Annotated in this window: 14 protein-coding genes; 5 read left to right on the forward strand and 9 right to left on the reverse strand. The window is 71.8% G+C overall.

Features of this window, described 5'->3' with window-relative positions:
• Nucleotides 1-19: 19 nt before the first annotated feature.
• The 3 genes from cutA to ACQVFL_RS25195 are packed head-to-tail and all read right to left on the reverse strand — an operon-like array spanning nt 20 to nt 2,196.
• On the reverse strand, nt 20-340 hold the full coding sequence (gene cutA, locus ACQVFL_RS25185) for a divalent-cation tolerance protein CutA (protein WP_396690625.1): 321 nt from the start codon (nt 338-340) through the stop codon (nt 20-22).
• Between the two features lie 9 nt (nt 341-349).
• A complete protein-coding gene (locus ACQVFL_RS25190) occupies nt 350-1,366 on the reverse strand; it encodes a 1-acyl-sn-glycerol-3-phosphate acyltransferase (protein WP_431727739.1) in 1,017 nt (338 codons plus the stop codon).
• Nucleotides 1,366-2,196, reverse strand: coding sequence for a patatin-like phospholipase family protein (locus ACQVFL_RS25195; protein ID WP_396690621.1), 831 nt, complete (start codon nt 2,194-2,196; stop codon nt 1,366-1,368). The genes ACQVFL_RS25190 and ACQVFL_RS25195 overlap by 1 nt, the downstream gene beginning before the upstream one ends.
• A 169-nt stretch (nt 2,197-2,365) precedes the next feature.
• On the opposite strand from ACQVFL_RS25195, the gene ACQVFL_RS25200 reads away from it, so the two are divergent.
• Nucleotides 2,366-3,949, forward strand: coding sequence for a serine/threonine-protein kinase (locus tag ACQVFL_RS25200; protein WP_396690619.1), 1,584 nt, complete (start codon nt 2,366-2,368; stop codon nt 3,947-3,949).
• Between the two features lie 11 nt (nt 3,950-3,960).
• Here ACQVFL_RS25200 and ACQVFL_RS25205 read toward each other — a convergent pair whose 3' ends face one another.
• The 6 genes from ACQVFL_RS25205 to ACQVFL_RS25230 all read right to left on the reverse strand — a co-directional run bounded on the left by ACQVFL_RS25205 (nt 3,961) and on the right by ACQVFL_RS25230 (nt 10,377).
• Entirely contained in the window at nt 3,961-5,097 is a 1,137-nt protein-coding gene (locus ACQVFL_RS25205) for a glycosyltransferase family 4 protein (RefSeq protein ID WP_396691003.1), read from the reverse strand.
• A 73-nt stretch (nt 5,098-5,170) separates the two neighbouring features.
• Nucleotides 5,171-5,842, reverse strand: a complete 672-nt coding sequence (locus tag ACQVFL_RS25210) for a BON domain-containing protein (protein ID WP_396690617.1) — start codon at nt 5,840-5,842, stop codon at nt 5,171-5,173.
• Nucleotides 5,843-6,021: 179 nt separating this feature from the next.
• Nucleotides 6,022-7,710 carry a trypsin-like peptidase domain-containing protein gene (locus ACQVFL_RS25215; RefSeq protein ID WP_396690615.1) on the reverse strand — a complete coding sequence of 563 codons (1,689 nt, stop codon included), beginning with the start codon at nt 7,708-7,710 and terminating at the stop codon, nt 6,022-6,024.
• Between the two features lie 62 nt (nt 7,711-7,772).
• Nucleotides 7,773-9,332: a HAMP domain-containing sensor histidine kinase gene (locus ACQVFL_RS25220; RefSeq protein ID WP_431727740.1), complete on the reverse strand. Its 1,560-nt coding sequence runs from the start codon at nt 9,330-9,332 to the stop codon at nt 7,773-7,775.
• Complete coding sequence (locus ACQVFL_RS25225) at nt 9,329-10,030, reverse strand: response regulator transcription factor (RefSeq protein ID WP_137780828.1); 702 nt, start codon at nt 10,028-10,030, stop codon at nt 9,329-9,331. The genes ACQVFL_RS25220 and ACQVFL_RS25225 overlap by 4 nt, the downstream gene beginning before the upstream one ends.
• Nucleotides 10,031-10,101: 71 nt before the next feature.
• On the reverse strand, nt 10,102-10,377 hold the full coding sequence (locus ACQVFL_RS25230) for a hypothetical protein (protein ID WP_396690610.1): 276 nt from the start codon (nt 10,375-10,377) through the stop codon (nt 10,102-10,104).
• Between the two features lie 172 nt (nt 10,378-10,549).
• Between ACQVFL_RS25230 and ACQVFL_RS25235 the strand changes: the two genes are divergently transcribed.
• The 4 genes from ACQVFL_RS25235 (at nt 10,550) to ACQVFL_RS25250 (ending at nt 17,093) form a co-directional block, all read left to right on the forward strand.
• Nucleotides 10,550-11,197 carry a hypothetical protein gene (locus ACQVFL_RS25235; RefSeq protein ID WP_431727741.1) on the forward strand — a complete coding sequence of 216 codons (648 nt, stop codon included), beginning with the start codon at nt 10,550-10,552 and terminating at the stop codon, nt 11,195-11,197.
• Between the two features lie 145 nt (nt 11,198-11,342).
• Entirely contained in the window at nt 11,343-12,278 is a 936-nt protein-coding gene (locus tag ACQVFL_RS25240; protein WP_396690606.1) for an ABC transporter ATP-binding protein, read from the forward strand.
• Entirely contained in the window at nt 12,275-13,090 is an 816-nt protein-coding gene (locus ACQVFL_RS25245; protein WP_396690604.1) for an ABC transporter permease, read from the forward strand. The genes ACQVFL_RS25240 and ACQVFL_RS25245 overlap by 4 nt, the downstream gene beginning before the upstream one ends.
• Nucleotides 13,091-13,358: 268 nt before the next feature.
• On the forward strand, nt 13,359-17,093 hold the full coding sequence (locus tag ACQVFL_RS25250) for a multifunctional oxoglutarate decarboxylase/oxoglutarate dehydrogenase thiamine pyrophosphate-binding subunit/dihydrolipoyllysine-residue succinyltransferase subunit (protein ID WP_396690603.1): 3,735 nt from the start codon (nt 13,359-13,361) through the stop codon (nt 17,091-17,093).
• Nucleotides 17,094-17,165 lie beyond the last annotated feature (72 nt).

Consider the following 17,165-nt stretch of genomic DNA (forward strand, 5'->3'; position numbering starts at 1 on the left):
GGCACCAGAGTGCGCGTACTCAGGCTCGGGTGTGCTCGAACACCCAGGTCGCGTACGCCGGGTCGCCGCAGTCCACCCGGCTGACCAGGATCTCCGGCACCTCGTACGGATGGTTGGCGCGGATCTGCTCCACCAGCGCGTCGACCCGGTCCGGTGCGGTCTTGAACTGCACCGACCACTCGGTGCTCGTCTCCACCCCGGAACGCCACCAGTAGGTGCTCTCCACCTGACCGCCGATCTGGGCACAGGCCGCCAGTCGACCGGCCACCGCGGCGGCGGCCAGCAGATCGGCGACCGACCGCGCGTCCACCACCGTCGTCACCACGCTGATCTGGTCCATCCCGGAACCCTACGCGGCGTCGTCGCGATTGGCCGCGATCCACTCGTCTATCCGACTCCACCACTCGTACAGCCAGTCGATGCGTTCCTGCCGGCCGACCGGGATCTCCTCCGGCGGCACCGACCAGAAGCGCATCACCAGCCGCTTGTCCATCGGCAGCTCGCGCCACACGTCGGCGACGGTGAGCATCCGGTCCAGCCCGGTGTGCGCCACGAAGATGACCCCGGCGTCCGGTGCCGCGTCCAGCGCCGCCAGCAGGCCGCCGGGCTGCGGGGCGAGCACGTGCTGCATCGCCTCGGCCTTGACCGCCATCCGCTCGTGACCCCGGTCCCGCAGCCGGGCGATCGCCCGCAGCCGCCGCTTCGGGGTGAAGTTGCCGCCCTCGGGGAAGATCACGAAGGCGTCGTTGTCGTCCAGGCCGACGGCGAGGTGCCCGATCTGCTCGGTGAGCGAGCCCCGACCGCCGCGGCCCGGCGCGATGAACCGGCTCGGCAGCCGGTTGAGCAGCACGTCGATCGCCGGGTCCCACTGGAGGGCGTCCTTGAGGACGATGCGCGGCTCCCGCTGGAACCAGTTCACCAACGCGTGGATGAGGATGAACGAGTCACCCGGACCGGCGTGCCGACAGACCACCAGCTCGGGGCGACCGGGCAACGCGGTGTCCGGGTCGGTGCCGACCACGTCGATGGTCAGCCGCAGCGTCCAGTTCGCCTGCCAGAACAGCACCCGCAGGAACCAGCCCGCCAGCACGTAGTGGGCCCGCTGGAAGGCCGGCGAGCCGACCCGCCAGCCGAAGCCGGAGGCCACCCAGAGCCCGAACAGGCAGAGCAGCGCCGCCGCGTCCCAGACGAGGTAGCAGAAGCCGATCCAGAGCACCCGCAGTGGGCGCAGCCGCCCCGGCACGAAGGGGGACACGGCCAGGGCCAGCAGCGCCCACACCGGCACGGTGGTCACCAGCAGGAACACCAGCAACACCACGCCCGGCGCCAGTAGCAGACGGCGGACCCACCGGTGCGGTAGCGGCATCAACGCTCCAGATTCGCCAGATAGTGCCGGGAGGCCGAGTACGCGCGGCTGATCCGCCGCCCCACCGCCGCCATGTCCCGGTACGCCCACGGGGTGTCGTCGCGCGGTTCCAGCCCGCCGGTCGGCAGCACGTGCACCTCCACCCCCTCGGGCAGGGCGGCCATCTCCCGGGCGAACCGGTGTCGGCGGGCGATCTCGAAGGCCACCTGGGCGATCTCCCAGGGCCGCCGGGGCGGTGCCAGCGCCCGTTCGATCCGTCCCACCTGGAGGACGAAGATGCGGCCCGCGCCGGCCACCACCGCCTCCCCGATCGGGATCGAGTTGACGATGCCGCCGTCGACGTAGTGCTGGTCGCCGATCCGGGCCGGTGGCAGCAGCCCCGGCACCGACGCGGAGGCGAGCACGGCGGGCACCACCGCGCCGCTGACGAACCAGTGCTCGGCGGCCCGCTCGATGTTGGCGGCACAGCAGCGGAACGGCACCTGGAGGTCGGCGAAGGTGGTCTCCGCCCCCAGCTCGCTCTCCAGCAGCTTGCGCAGCGGCCGGGGCGAGTGCAGGTGGGTACGCGCCGCGAAGCGCCGCAGTTGCCGGGCCACCGAGTCGCCGTACACCTCGCTGGCCTCGGGGGACGCCCAGAGGCGGACGAGTCGGTCGGTCACCGCCTCGGTCGGGTCGGCGGCCACGAGGGCGCCGTTCACCGCCCCGATCGACGTGCCGAGGACCATGTCCGGACGGATCCCGGCGCGGAACAGGGCACGCAGCATCCCCACCTCGACCGCGCCGAGGACGCCACCGCCCCCGAGCACGAACGCCACCGGTCCCCGAGCCATGTCGTTCATCCTGGCACGTCCGTGCCGCACTGCGTTCACCCCGGCGCGGCCGGCACCCCCTGCTACCCACCGTGCCGGATCCGGTACGGGCAGCCCGGCGGACCGTTGACAGGGCGGCAACATTCGCGCAACCTGATACCGCTCCCACCTATGAGGGCAGGTGCGATCCGTGAAGCCAGCACTGCAGCCCGGCCGGTTGCTGGCCACCCGTTACCGGCTGATCGACCAGATCGGTGCCGGTGGCATGTCGGTGATCTGGCGGGCCCACGACGAGGTGCTCGACCGCATGGTCGCACTCAAGGTGCTGGCCCCGTCGCTGGCCGCCGACGCCCGGTTCCGCGACATGGTGCGCGAGGAGGCCCGTGCCGCCGCCGCGCTCGTGCACCCACACGTGACGTCGGTGCACGACTACGGCGAGACCGTGTCGCCGGACGGCTCGATCACGTCGTTCGTGGTGATGGAGCTGCTCACCGGCGAGGAGTTGGAGTTCCGGCTCACCGAGGGGCCGCTGCCGTGGCCCGAGGCGGTGGAGATCGGCGCGCAGGTCGCCGACGCGCTCGCCGCCGCGCACCGGCTCGGCATCGTGCACCGGGACGTCACCACCGCCAACGTGATGATGACCCAGGTCGGCGCGAAGGTGCTGGACTTCGGCATCGCCACCCGCATCGGCGCCCCCGACGACGACGAGGACGGCGCCACCTTCGGCACCCCGGCGTACGTGGCCCCGGAACGGCTGGACGGCGCGCCGACCCAGCCCGCCACCGACGTCTACTCGCTCGGGGTGCTGCTCCACGAGATGCTCACCGGCCGGGTGCCGTACCCGGCCGACACCTGGGACGAACTCAGCCTCGCGCTGGCCGAGGGGGCACCGCCCACCCTGGACGGTGTGCCGGGCCTGCCCCCGATGGTGGCCCAGGTCTGCCTGCGCTGCCTGTCCCGCGAGCCGGCCGACCGGCCCACCGCCCGCCAGGTGGCCACCGTGCTGCGCGACCAGATGCTCCCGGCCGACCCACAGGCCACCACCATGCTCGCCCCCACCGTCACGCTTCCCGCGCTGACCTCTGCCCGCGCCACCGCCGCCGTCGGCACGATCGTGCCCGCCACCGGCGTACCGGCCGCTTCCGGCACCGGCGGACCGGTCGGCGCTCCGACGACGGCCCCGGGCGCGCACTCGCCGAGCGGCCACCAACCGGGAGTCCGCTCCCCCGGTGACGACGACGCCACCGGGCGTCCACGACGCCTGCTGCGACCGGCGGTCCTGGTGCCGGCGGCGATCCTGGTGATCGGGGCGGCGCTGCTGGTCCCGGCGTTGCTGCCGCAGCAGGACGAGTCGCCCACCGCGCTGCCCACCGCACAGCCGAGCGCGTCGGCCGGGGCGACCGGGCCGGACGACACCCCCAGCGCACAACCGCCCGTGGCACCGCCGATCACCTCGGCCGCGCCGCCGCCGACCAGCGCCGCGCCCACCCGTCCGAGTCGGCCGGACACCCTGGTCGAGGCCGCGAACCGGCTCGACCGGGTGATCGGCTCCGGCCTCGCCGACGGCGGGATCCGCGACGACGTCGCCCTCGACCTGCGCAACGAGCTGCGCAACCTCACCCGGGCGGTGGCCCAGGGCGACGGCGAACTGGGGCCCGAGGTGGCCCGGCTCCGCGAGAAGGTGGCCACCCGGCTGCGCGAGGAGGGACTGAGCCCGGCGTACGCCCGGCAACTCGACGCGGCGATCACCGCGCTCGGTGCCGCGCAGGTCTAGGCCGTGCGGTTCTAGGCCGGGGTGACCCGGACCGGTTCGCGGATCGCGGTGCGCGGGGTGGCCGCCGTCAGGAACCGGCGGTAGACCTCCTCGTAGCCGGCCGCCATCCGCTCCACCGAGAAGGTCCGGGCCACGTGCGCCACGCAGTCCGCCGGATCGAGGCGAGGTGCCTCGCGCAGTGCTGCCGGCAACTCCTCCGGGCCTTCGCAGACCAACCCGGTCACGCCGGGCCGGACCAGTTCCGGCACCGCGCCCCGGCGCAGCGCCACCACCGGCGTACCGGTGGCCATCGCCTCCAGCATCACGATGCCGAAGGGCTCCTCCCACTGGATCGGCATGATCAGGCAGGACGCCTCGACCAGCAGCCGCAGCGCGGCCTCGCGGTCGGCGTCGCGGACCACCCGGACGTCCGGGCCCAGCAGCGGTCGGACCACCTCGTCGAAGTAACGCTGCTCGACCGGTTCGCTGCACTTGCCGGCCAGCACCAGCGGCAGTCCCGCCTCCCGGCAGGCCCGGATGGCCAGGTCCGGCCCCTTGTCCGGGCTGAACCGGGCGAGCCACAGCACCGGACCGTCACCGGGTGCGGTCTTGCGCGGGAAGCCGCCGACCTCCATCGCGTTGTGCACCGTGCCGATCCACGGCAGTCGCGGGTTCAGTCGCCGCTGGGCGTGCGAGATGGCGACCAGTCCGACGCCCTGGTCGGTGTCGCTGAGCACGGTGCCGTACTCGCCCACCGGGTTGCCGTGCACGGTCGCCACGGTGGGCACCGCGCGGCGACCGGCGACCAGCGGACCGATCGTGGTGTGGTCGTGCACGACGTCGAAGTCGGCCGGGCTGACCAGATGGTTCACCCGGGCCAGGTGGGCCAGTTCGGGCAGCGACTCGCCGAGCCGGTCGTACTGCAACTCGTCGAGGGTGGCGAGGAAGTCGCCCGCAGTGCCGTGCGCCGCGCCGGCGCCCATCAGGGTCACCGCATGGCCCCGGTCGACCAGGGCGTCCACCAGGCCCGCCACCACCTGCTCCAACCCGCCGTAGCCGGGCGGGGGCACGGACAGCCAGGGTGGCACCACCATCGCGATCCGTAGTCGGCGCTCCCCGGGAATTCTGTCGGCCACGAGCCCTCCCCGTCCGTCTGTGCTGGCCCCGATCCCCGGTACGGCGGGCGGGGATCGAAGCGGTTTCCCGGTGCCGCCGCCGACAAACGAGACACGGCATCGCAGCTCAGCCGCCCACGAGCAGTTCGTCGCGTACCGCCGACACACCCTCGGCCGACCAGGCCATCCGTTCCGCCTGGTCGCGTTCCCACCAGGACCGCACCACCCCGGTCAGGGTCACCGTGTCGCCGCTGACCTGCACGGTCACCCGTTCCGTGCCGATACCGCGCAGCAGGGCACGTTGCACGTCCCGGCGTACCCGGTCGGTGTCGGGCGGGGCGGCGGGCCGCACCTCGACCAGGTTCGTCACCCCGCGTACGCCCCGTAGCCGGCGCAGTTCCCGCTCGGCGGTACGCCGCTGCCACCCGAACTCGACCTCGCCGCGCAGCATCAGCCAACCGGCGGCGACGGTCACGTCCAGTCGTTCGGCCGGCACGAAGCTGTTCCACTCCAGGGCCCGGGCGGCAGCGATCGCCAGCTCGCCGTCGGTGATCCCGTCGGGGCCGGCGGGGTGCACCTCGATCTCGTCAGCGACCGCGCGTACACCGCGTACCCGGCGGGCCGCGCCGACCGCCGCCCACCGGTGGGCCGCGCCGTCCACCACACCGGTCAGCGTCACCACCCCGTCGCGCACGGTCACCCCGAGGTCGGTCCCGCGTACCTGCGGATCCCAGTCGAGTTCGTCCAGCACGTCCCGTTGGACCCGGTCGTCGGTCCGGCCCGTCGCTGCCGTGGTCATGGCTCCCCCCGTCCGCCTGACCTGCTCTCGCACCGCCGAGGTTGCCCGCGCACGGGGTGAGCACGGGTCACCCGATGCGGGTGACCCGTGCCGGGACGCAAAAGAGGGACGGCGGGTGCCGCGACCAACCCCCTTGGCCGCGCCACCCGCCGCCCCGGAGGGAGGAAGCAGGTCTGGAACTAGGACGCCTCGGCGAGCGTCACGGTCACCGTCGCCTCGGCGCCGTTACGTACGTAGGCCACCTCGACCTGGTCACCGACCTTGCCCGCCTGCACGGCCCCGACCAGGTCGGTGGAGTCGTTGATCTGCTTGTCGCCGAAGCGGATGATCACGTCGCCCTGTTGCAGGCCGGCTCGCTCGGCGGCACCGCCCGGAAGCAGGGAGCCGACCATCGCGCCGCCGCCGGGCGCGGCGTTCACGCTCACCCCGAGCGACGGGTGGCTGATCTTCTCGCCGCGTCGCAGCTTGTCCGTGACGTCCTTGGCCTTGTTGCTGGGGATCGCGAAGCCGACGCCGATGTTGCCGGAACTGCCCTGCCCGGCGGTGGCGATGGCGGTGTTGATGCCGATCACCTCACCCCGGGTGTTGACCAACGCACCGCCGGAGTTGCCGGGGTTGATCGGCGCGTCGGTCTGCAACAGCCCGGAGATCGAGCTGGCCGACTGGCCGGGTTGGCCGCTGCCGGCCTGGATGGTGCGGTCCCGGGCGCTGAGGATGCCGGCCGTCACCGAGCCCTGGAGGCCCAGCGGGCTGCCCAGCGCGAGCACCGTGTCGCCGACCTGCATGGCGTCGCTGTCGCCGAACTTGGCGGCCTGGAGGTCGTTGACCCCGCCCGCCTTCAGCACCGCCAGGTCGGTCTTCGGGTCGGTGCCGACGATCTCGGCCCGCGCCGTGGTGCCGTTGGCGAAGATCACCCGGACGTTGTCGCCGCCGTTGGCGATCACGTGGTTGTTGGTCAGGACGAAGCCGTCGGCGCTGAGCACCACGCCGGAGCCCTCGCCGCTGCCGGTGCTGATCGAGACCACGCTGTCCTGCACGGACGCGGCGATGCGCGGCAGGTCGGCACCGTCGATCACCGGCGCGGCGGAGAAGGTATGGGTCACACCGCCACCGCCCCCGAGCGCCAACGCGAGCGCGCCGCCCGCCGCACCGCTACCGAGCATCAGTGCGAACACCGCCACCCCGGCGCCGATGAACTTGGCGACCCGGCCCGGCTTGGACGCCTGCGGCGGAGTCGGTCCCCACGGCGTGGGCTGCCCCGGGTAGCCGCCGGGCGTCCCCGGCTGACCGGGGTAGCCCGGATGCCCGGAGGCGCCGCTCTGGGTGCCACCGCTCCAGCTCGACTGGTTCGGGTACCAGGACGCGCCGGAGTAACCGGCACCGGACTGGCCGTAGCCGGACTGACCGGACTGGTTGCCGTATCCGGACTGACCCGGCTGGTTGCCGTACCCGGACTGCCCGGACTGGCTGGCGTAGCCGGACTGCGTGCCGTAACCGGACTGGCCGCCGTAGCCGGACTGCGCGGCGTACCCGGACGGGGTGCCGTAGCCGGGCTGGGCGGACACCGGCTGGCCGGGCTGGTGCGGTTGCCCGCTCGACGGCGACCAGGTGGGGCGACCGGAGGCCGGCGGAGCCGAGCCGGCGGTGGGCAGGCCGGTCATCGTGGGCTCGTTGTCCTGCCCACGGGTGCCCGGCGCGTCGACCGCCCGGACCGGGACGGTCGGTGCCTCGGCGGTCCGGTCGGCACCGCCGCCGGACGCCGGAACGTCAGAGTCGGTCCGCGCGTACTCGGCACGGGACAGCTCGGGGTGCGACGGCTCGGCGTCGGTCGGTGCCGGCCGGCGAGGGTCGGACTCGTACTCGCTCATGCCTCTACCTTTACCCATTGCACTGCGTTCCGCCTTAGTCGGGCCTGAGCGTTCGCTGAAAATCATTCGTCATCGATGTCCGCGGTGGGCGCCAGCGGCAGCCGGACCCGGAAGGTGGCACCGCCACCCGGCGTGTCGGTCACCTCCACGGTGCCCTGGTGCACCGACACCAGCGCGGCGACGATGGCCAGCCCGAGGCCGGTGCCGGTGTACGTCCCGGTCCGCCGGGTCCGCGAGGCGTCCGCCCGGTAGAACCGTTCGAAGACCCGTTCCGCCTGCTCGCCGGTGAGCCCCGGCCCGGTGTCGGCGACCTCGATCACCGCCAGCTCGCCGGGTTCGGCGCGCAGCCGCAGCGTCACCGACGCCTCCGGCGGGGTGTGCCGCACCGCGTTCGTCATCAGGTTGCCGATCACCTGCCGCAGCCGGGCGTCGTCGCCGCGCACCACGAGCGGCCCGGAGCCCGGCTCGATCTCCAGCTCGATCCGCCGGTCCGGCGCCGTCGCCCGAGCCGCCTCCAACGCGTCCGTGGCCAGCACCGGCAGCTCCACCGGGGCGAGGGACAGCGGCCGTTCCTGGTCCAGCCGGGCCAGCAGCAGCAGGTCCTCCACCAGCAGGCCCATCCGGGACGCCTCGTCCTCGATCCGGCGCAACAGGTCGGAGGTCTGTTCGGGGGCGCGGGCCGCACCCTGCCGGTACAGCTCGGCGAAGCCCCGGATGGTGGTCAGCGGGGTCCGCAGCTCGTGCGAGGCGTCCGCGACGAACTGCCGCATCCGTTCCTCCGAGCGGCGGGACCGCGCCTCCGAGGAACGGGCCGCCTCCGCCGCCTCCCGCGCGGCGGACTCGGCGGAGCGGGCCGCGAACTCGGACGCCGCGCGGGCGGTGAAGGCCATCTCGATCTGGCTGAGCATCGCGTTCAACGCGCGGGACAACCGACCCAGCTCCGAGGTGGGACAGGGTTGCCCGTACTCGGGGTCGGGCACCCGGCGGCTGAGGTCGCCCCCGGCGATCGCGGCGGCGGTACGTTCGATCTCCACCAACGGTTTCAGACTGGTCCGGACGATGGCCGCGCCGACCGAGGCGAGCAGGATCAGCACCGCCCCACCCACCAGCATGTCGATCAGGATGAGTCGCTTGACCGCCGCCTCGACCTCGGTGAGGTGCTGCCCGATCGCCAACACCTCGCCGTCGGACACCTCGACGTAGTACATCCGCCACCGGGTGTGCCCGTCCCACGACGTCACGGTCCGGGGCTCCCCCACCCGCTCGGCGAAACCCTGCACGTCGTCGGGGACGCGCGGCAACTGCTGCGGACCGAAGGTGTTGTCGTCGTAGTACGGACGGGTGAGCCCGAGTTCCGGGTTCGCCAGCACCACGAAGTAGTCGCTGGGCAGCATCGCCCCCACCCGGCCGGACTTCATCAGGGGGACCAGCGGACCGAGCGTCTGGCCCGAGCCTCGCAACTGTGTGTCGATCTGCCCGACCAGATAGCTGCGGAGGAAGATCGTGGTCAGCGAGGCGATCACCAGCAGCGCGGCCGCGACCAACGCGAGTACGGCCGCGACGAGCTTGACCCGCAGCGGTACCGAGCGGAGTCGGATCTTGCCCTGCTGGACCGGGTTCACGCCGCCGGCTTGCGGAGCACGTACCCGACCCCCCGCAGGGTGTGGATGAGCCGGGGCTCGGTGGTGTCGACCTTGCGCCGCAGGTAGGAGATGTAGGACTCGACGATGTTGTCGTCGCCCCGGAAGTCGTAGTTCCACACGTGGTCGAGGATCTGCGCCTTGGAGAGCACCCGGTTGGCGTTGAGCATCAGGTAGCGCAGCAGCTTGAACTCGGTCGGCGAGAGCTGGACCCGCTGACCGGCCCGGTAGACCTCGTGGGTCTCCTCGTCCAGCTCCAGGTCGGCGAAGGTGAGGCGGGCGGGCGCCTGCTCGCCGGTGCTGGTGCGGCGCAGCACCGCCCGGATCCGGGCGGTCAACTCCTCCAGGCTGAACGGCTTGGTGACGTAGTCGTCGCCGCCGAGGGTCAGTCCCCGGATCTTGTCGTCGGTGGCGTCCCGGGCGGTGAGGAAGACCACCGGCGTCCGGGTGCCGCCCTCCCGCATCATCCGGATCACCTCGAAGCCGTCCAGGTCCGGCAGCATCACGTCGAGCACCACGAGGTCGGGCCGGTGGTCCCGGGCCGCGCTGAGCGCGGCGCTGCCACTGGTGGCGGTGGCCACGTCGAAGCCCGCGAACCGCAGGCTCGCGGAGAGCAGTTCGAGGATGTTGGGATCGTCCTCGACGACGAGCAGTCGGGCCTCGGTCTGGGTAGCCGCCATGCCGCCCATCATCCGTGCAGTCGCTGCGCCCATGCTGGGCGGTCACTGAAAAAACCCTGTGAGCGGACGACTCAGGCGACCAGCGGCAACTCGGGTCCGGTCGGCCCGGTGGGCGCGGGTGCGACCACGCGCTGCGGTGGCGTCCGCAGCGGCCGGATCGGCACCGGCGCGGCCGGCGACACCGCCGCCGACGGTACGAGATGCACCGCCGATTCGGCGACCCGGGCGAGCGATCGACGGTCGGTGGACGGGGTCGGGTACAGCGGCGTGGCGATCTCCACCGTGACGGTCAGCTCCCGCAGCGCGAGCACCCGGCACATCGACCGCAGCAGGAGACGGACAGCCATGCCCTCTGTGTAGCCCCCGGTGGGTTGCCGGCTCCGGTGGCGACCGGTGTCGATCCGGTGAACGCCGGTGGGCGACCGGTGGCTGCCCCGCCGCCCGGCCCGGCGCGGGGATCGTGCGAGGCTTCCGGCGGTGTGCCCGGCGACGGGGCCGCAGGGCGGCGGGAGGAGTCCGATGATCATCGAGGCGCGCTACAACGGGCCGCCCGACTCCGGCAACGGCGGGTGGAGTGCCGGCGTCTTCGCCTCCGCGTACGGCGGGTCCGGCCCGGTGGAGGTGACTCTGCGTCGACCGCCGCCGCTGGACGTGCCGCTGACGCTGACCGAGGGCCGGGTGTACGACCCGACCGGCGAGGTGGTCGCGCAGCTCGGTGCCGCCGAGCCGTTCGACGTCGTGGCGCCACCGGTGGATCCGGCGACCGCCCGGTCCGCCTCGGCGGCGTACCCGGGTCTGGTCGGTCACCCGTTCCCCGGCTGTTTCGTCTGCGGTCCGGAGCGCGCCGACGGCCTGCGGATCTTCCCCGGACCGCAGCCGGAGGGCCGGACCGCCGCGCCGTGGCGGGTGCCGGAGCGGGTGGAGGTGGCGACGGTCTGGGCCGCGCTGGACTGCCCGGGCGGCTGGACGGTGCTCGGCGCCGACCGGCCGTACCTGCTCGGGCGGATCGCCACCCAGGTCGAGGCGCTGCCGGAGCCGGGCACCGAGTGCGTGGTCACCGGTGTGGTGATCGCCATGCAGGGACGCAAGGCGCTGGTGCACACCAGTCTGTTCGCCCCGGAGGGTGATCTGCTGGCCCACGCCCGCGCTACCTGGATCGCGGTGTAGGACGACCGTCGATCGGGTCGTACCTGGGGATGAGGCAGCTCCTGCCTGGGACGGAGCACGATCTCCGGAACGCGCCCGATTGATTTGCTTGACCACTACCGTCACGCTGTGCAACGGCGCACCTCGGCGCCACGGGAGGAGAATGATGTCCGACGGGCAGTCACGCCCCACCAACGACGCGCAGATCGTGGTCTCCGGCCTGACCAAGCAGTACCGCAACATGCTGGCGGTCAACAATCTGTCGTTCACGGTCGAGCCGGGCCGGGTCACCGGCTTCCTCGGTCCGAACGGCGCCGGCAAGACCACCACGCTGCGGATGCTGCTGAATCTGGTCACCCCGAGTGCCGGCACCGCCACCATCGGCGGCCGCCGGTACCCGGACCTGGTCGACCCGCTGCGGCACGTCGGCGCGGTACTGGAGGCGTCCAGCGCGCACAAGGGACGTACCGGAATCAACCACCTGCGAGTGATCTGCGCGGCGGCCGGGTTGCCCCGGCAGCGGGCCGAGGAGGCGCTCGCCATGGTCGGCCTGACCCCGGCGGCGAAGCGCAAGTTCAAGGGTTACTCACTGGGCATGAAGCAGCGCCTCGGCATCGCCGCGGCGATGGTCGGCGACCCCCGGGTACTCATCCTCGACGAGCCGGCCAACGGCCTGGACCCGGAGGGCATCCGCTGGATGCGCGGATTCCTCAAGGGCCTGGCCGCCGAGGGTCGCACCGTGCTGGTCTCCAGTCACCTGCTGTCGGAGATGCAGTTGCTCGCCGACGACGTGGTGATCATCGCGGCCGGGCAGCTCGTCCGGCAGGGACCGGTCGAGCAGGTGATCGGGTCGATGGCGCAGGGCGCCCGGGTCCGGGTCCGCACCCCGCAGGCGGACGCGCTGACCGCGGCGCTGGCCGGTGGACCGGCCACCGTGCAGGTCGACGAACAGGGCGCGCTGCTGATCGCCGGGGTGGACGCCCCGACGGTGGGCCGGGCGGCGCTGACCGCCGGGGTCGAGCTACACGAGCTGAGCACCGAACGACCTGACCTGGAACGCGTGTTCCTGGAGCTGACGGCCGGAAAGGCGGGCATCCGATGAGCAACCTGGTCCGCGCCGAACTGCTCAAGATCCGCACCACCAGCACCTGGTGGTGGCTGGCCCTCGCGGCGATCCTGTCGATCGCCATGGCCTTCCCGTTCAACGCCTGGCTGGCCAACGAGACGCTCAGCGGCGGCGGGGAGGAGTTCGGTTACACCGGCGACGCCGCCTCCGCACCGGCCCAGGCGGCGAACATCTACACCTCGGGTCAGTACCTCGGCCTGATGTTCGTGATGCTGATCGGCATCCTGATGGTCACCAACGAGTTCTTCCACCAGACGGCGACCACCACCTTCCTGGCCACCCCGCGACGGACCGCGGTGATCGTCAGCAAGCTCATCGCGGCCAGCCTGCTGGGCTTCGCGTTCTGGCTGGTGACCACCGTGATCGACCTCGTGGCCGGAGCGGCGTTCCTGACCCTCAACGACCACGGCACGATGCTCGGCGAGTGGGAGGTCCAGCGGGCCCTGCTGCTCAACCTGATGGCGTACGCCATCTGGACCGTGCTGGGCGTGGGCATCGGCACTCTGATCACCAACCAGCTCGGCGCGGTGATCACCGCCTCGGTGCTTTACCTAATTGGTACACAAGTTGTCGGTCTGCTGTTCCTCCTGCTGGCGAACCTGCTGGACAACATGGCCGTGATCAAGTGGCAGGTGATCTGGCCGGCGGCGGCCTCCCAGATCATGATCACCCCAGGTGAGAACGAGATGCTGCCCTCCTGGTGGGTCGGCGCGGTGGTGCTGATCGGCTACGCCGTGGCGAGCTGCGTGGTCGGCATCCTGATTACGCGGCGTCGCGACATCTCCTGATCCGGTAGGCGCGGAAGCGTCCGGGCCGGGCCCGGTCCGATCGGCGGCGAGCCGGTCGGACCGGGCCCGTGTCATAGCAGCTAGCAGGGCAACACGCTGGGCTTACGGAACTTCTGGCATCTTCTGTGAATCGGACCACGGGGTGGAGGTGGAAATGCCTCGGCGATCCGTACGGCGTAGCCTTGGATCCGTCCTGTGTGCGCTCGTCCTGGCGCGGACGGACACCGCGTGACACACCAAACCCGCGTGAAAGAGGCGATTACCGGCCGTGTCGACCCAGCAGACTTCGCAGGAGAACCCACTGGCGGGTTTCGGCCCGAACGAGTGGATCGTCGAGGAGATGTACCAGCGCTACCTCGCCGATCCCAGCAGCGTCGACCCGGCCTGGCACGACTTCTTCGCCGACTACCGGCCCGGTGCCGGCAAGGCCCGCTCCGCCGACGGTGACGGTTCGGCGACCACCACCCCGTCCGCCCCGAAGACCCCGGCCAAGGCCGAGCCGAGCGCCAAGGCCGCCCCCGCCGCCAAGGCCGAGCCGGCGGCGACCAGGTCCCCGGCTCCGGCGAAGGCCAAGCCGGCCGCCAAGGCCGAGCCGGCCAAGGCGACCACGACCAAGTCCGCCCCGGCGAAGTCCGCCCCGACCGCCACCGGGCCGCAGACCACGCCGTTGCGCGGCGTGGCCGCCCGGATCGTGCAGAACATGGACGCCTCGCTGGCCGTGCCGACCGCGACGAGCGTGCGCGCGGTCCCGGCCAAGCTGCTGGTGGACAACCGCATCGTGATCAACAACCATCTCGCCCGGGGGCGTGGTGGCAAGGTCAGCTTCACCCACCTGGTCGGCTACGCGCTGGTCCGGGCGATGGTCGCGCACCCGGAGATGAACAACTCCTTCGCCGAGGTCGACGGCAAGCCGGCGATGGTCCGCCCCGAGCACGTCAACCTGGGCATCGCCATCGACCTGGCCAAGCCCGACGGCAGCCGGACCCTGGTGGTGCCGTCCATCAAGGGCTGCGAGCAGATGGACTTCCGGCAGTTCTGGCAGGCGTACGAGGACGTCGTCCGGCGCGCCCGCCGCAACGAACTGACCATGGACGACTACTCCGGCACCACCATCTCGCTGACCAACCCCGGCGGCATCGGCACCGTGCACTCGATGCCGCGTCTGATGCAGGGCCAGAGCGCGATCATCGGTGTCGGCGCGATGGAGTACCCGGCGCCCTACCAGGGCATGAGCGAGGCCACCCTGGCCGAGTTGGCGGTCAGCAAGGTCATCACGCTGACCAGCACGTACGACCACCGGATCATCCAGGGCGCGCAGTCCGGCGAGTTCCTCAAGGTCATGCACGAGCTGCTGCTCGGCGAGCACGGCTACTACGACCAGATCTTCACCTCGCTGCGCATCCCGTACGAGCCGGTGCGCTGGATGCGCGACGTCGCGGTCGACAGCGAGGGGCAGATCAACAAGACCGCGCGGGTACACGAGCTAATCCACTCCTACCGGGTCCGGGGCCACCTGATGGCCGACACCGACCCGCTGGAGTTCAAGATCCGCAAGCACCCCGACCTGGACGTCCTCCAGCACGGGCTGACCCTGTGGGACCTGGACCGCACCTTCCCGGTGAACGGCTTCGCCGGCCGGCAGCGGATGCGGCTGCGGGAGATCCTCGGTGTGCTGCGCGACTCGTACTGCCGCCGCGTCGGCATCGAGTACATGCACATCCAGGACCCGGCCGAGCGCCGCTGGATCCAGGAGCGGGTCGAGCGCAAGTACGAGAAGCCGCCGGCCGACGAGCAGAAGCACGTGCTGAACCGGCTCAACGCGGCCGAGGCGTTCGAGACGTTCCTACAGACCAAGTACGTCGGCCAGAAGCGCTTCTCGCTGGAGGGCGGCGAGTCGCTGATCCCGCTGCTCGGCGAGGTGCTGGAGGCGTCCGCCGAGAACGACCTGGACGAGGTCGTGATCGGCATGGCCCACCGGGGTCGCCTCAACGTGCTGGCCAACATCGTCGGCAAGCCGTACGAGAAGATCTTTTCGGAGTTCGAGGGGCACCTCGACCCGCGCTCCACCCAGGGTTCCGGTGACGTGAAGTACCACCTGGGCCAGAACGGCAAGTTCACCACCCCGGACGGCGACCACTCGGTCAAGGTCTCGGTGGTGGCGAACCCGTCGCACCTGGAGGCGGTCGACCCGGTGCTGGAGGGCATCGTCCGCGCCAAGCAGGACCGCATCGACCTCAAGCTGGAGGGCTACACCGTGCTGCCGCTGGCGGTGCACGGCGACGCCGCCTTCGCCGGTCAGGGTGTGGTGGCCGAGACGCTCAACCTCTCCCAGTTGCGCGGCTACCGCACCGGCGGCACCGTGCACGTGGTGGTCAACAACCAGGTCGGTTTCACCACCGCCCCGGAGTACTCCCGGTCCAGCCTCTACAGCACCGACGTGGCCCGGATGATCCAGGCGCCGATCTTCCACGTCAACGGGGACGACCCGGAGGCCGTGGTCCGGGTCGCCCGGCTGGCCTTCGAGTACCGGCAGACGTTCAACAAGGACGTCGTGATCGACCTGGTCTGCTACCGGCGGCGCGGGCACAACGAGGGCGACGACCCCTCGATGTCCAACCCCCAGATGTACAGGATCATCGACTCGAAGCGCTCGGTCCGCAAGCTCTACACCGAGGAGCTGATCGGGCGGGGTGACATCACCGTGGAGGACGCCGAGGAGCTGCTGCGCGACTACCAGGCGCAGTTGGAGCGGGTCTTCAAGGCCACCCGCGACGCGGCCAGCGCCCCCCGCCAGGTCAGTCGCCCGGCCCGGCAGGACGAGCCGGAGCCGCAGGTGGAGACCGCGACCGAGGCGTCGGTGATCAAGGCCATCGGCGAGGCGCACGTCAACCTGCCGGACGGCTTCACCCCGCACAAGCGGATCCAGCAGTTGCTCGACCGGCGGGCCCGGATGTCCGTCGAGGGCAACATCGACTGGGGCTTCGGCGAGATCATCGCCTTCGGGGCGCTGCTGCACGACGGGGTCACCGTCCGGCTCGCCGGGCAGGACTCCCGACGCGGCACCTTCGTGCAGCGGCACGCCTCGATCGTGGACGCCGAGACCGGTGACGACTACCTGCCGTTGAAGTCGCTGACCGGCGACGGCGAGCGGTCCCGCCTGTTCGTGCACGACTCGCTGCTCTCCGAGTACGCCGCGATGGGCTTCGAGTACGGCTACTCGGTGGAGAACCTGGAAGCGCTGGTCTGCTGGGAGGCCCAGTTCGGCGACTTCGTCAACGGCGCCCAGTCGGTGATCGACGAGTTCATCTCCTCCGGTGAGGTGAAGTGGGGCCAGCGCTCCGCGGTCACCCTGCTGCTGCCGCACGGCCACGAGGGACAGGGTCCGGACCACACCTCCGGCCGTCCCGAGCGGTTCCTCCAGCTCTGCGCCGAGGACAACATGCGGGTGGCGATCCCGACCACCCCGGCGAACTACTTCCACCTGCTGCGTCGCCAGGCCCTGTCGCCGAAGCGCAAGCCGCTGGTCGTGTTCACGCCGAAGTCCCTGCTGCGGCACAAGCTCTGTGTCTCCCCGGTCGAGGACTTCACCTCCGGCACCTTCTCGCCGGTGCTGGGTGACCAGGCCGCGCCGGCTCCGGAGCAGGTCAAGCGGGTGCTGCTCTGCTCGGGCAAGGTCTACTACGACCTGTTCCAGGCCCGGCAGGAGCGCGGCGTCACCGACACCGCGCTGATCCGGCTGGAGCAGCTCTACCCGATGCCGGTGGAGGAGATCCGCGCCGCGCTCGCCCAGTACCCGAACGCGGAGGACTTCGCCTGGGTGCAGGAGGAGCCGGCCAACCAGGGCTCCTGGTCGTTCGTCGCGCTCAACCTGCTGGAGCACCTCGACGGGGTCCGCCTGCGTCGCATCTCCCGCCCGGCCGCCGCCGCTCCGGCGGTCGGCTCGGCGAAGATGCACGAGGTGGAGCAGAACGCGCTCATCGAGGCCGCGCTGCCCCGCCCCTGACCGCACCGACCGCGAACACCGGGGCGGGCCACCGGAGACGGTGGCCCGCCCCGGTGAGCATGTCCGAGGAGA

It is taken from the genome of Verrucosispora sp. TAA-831, from assembly GCF_050780145.1.
Classification (GTDB): domain Bacteria; phylum Actinomycetota; class Actinomycetes; order Mycobacteriales; family Micromonosporaceae; genus Micromonospora.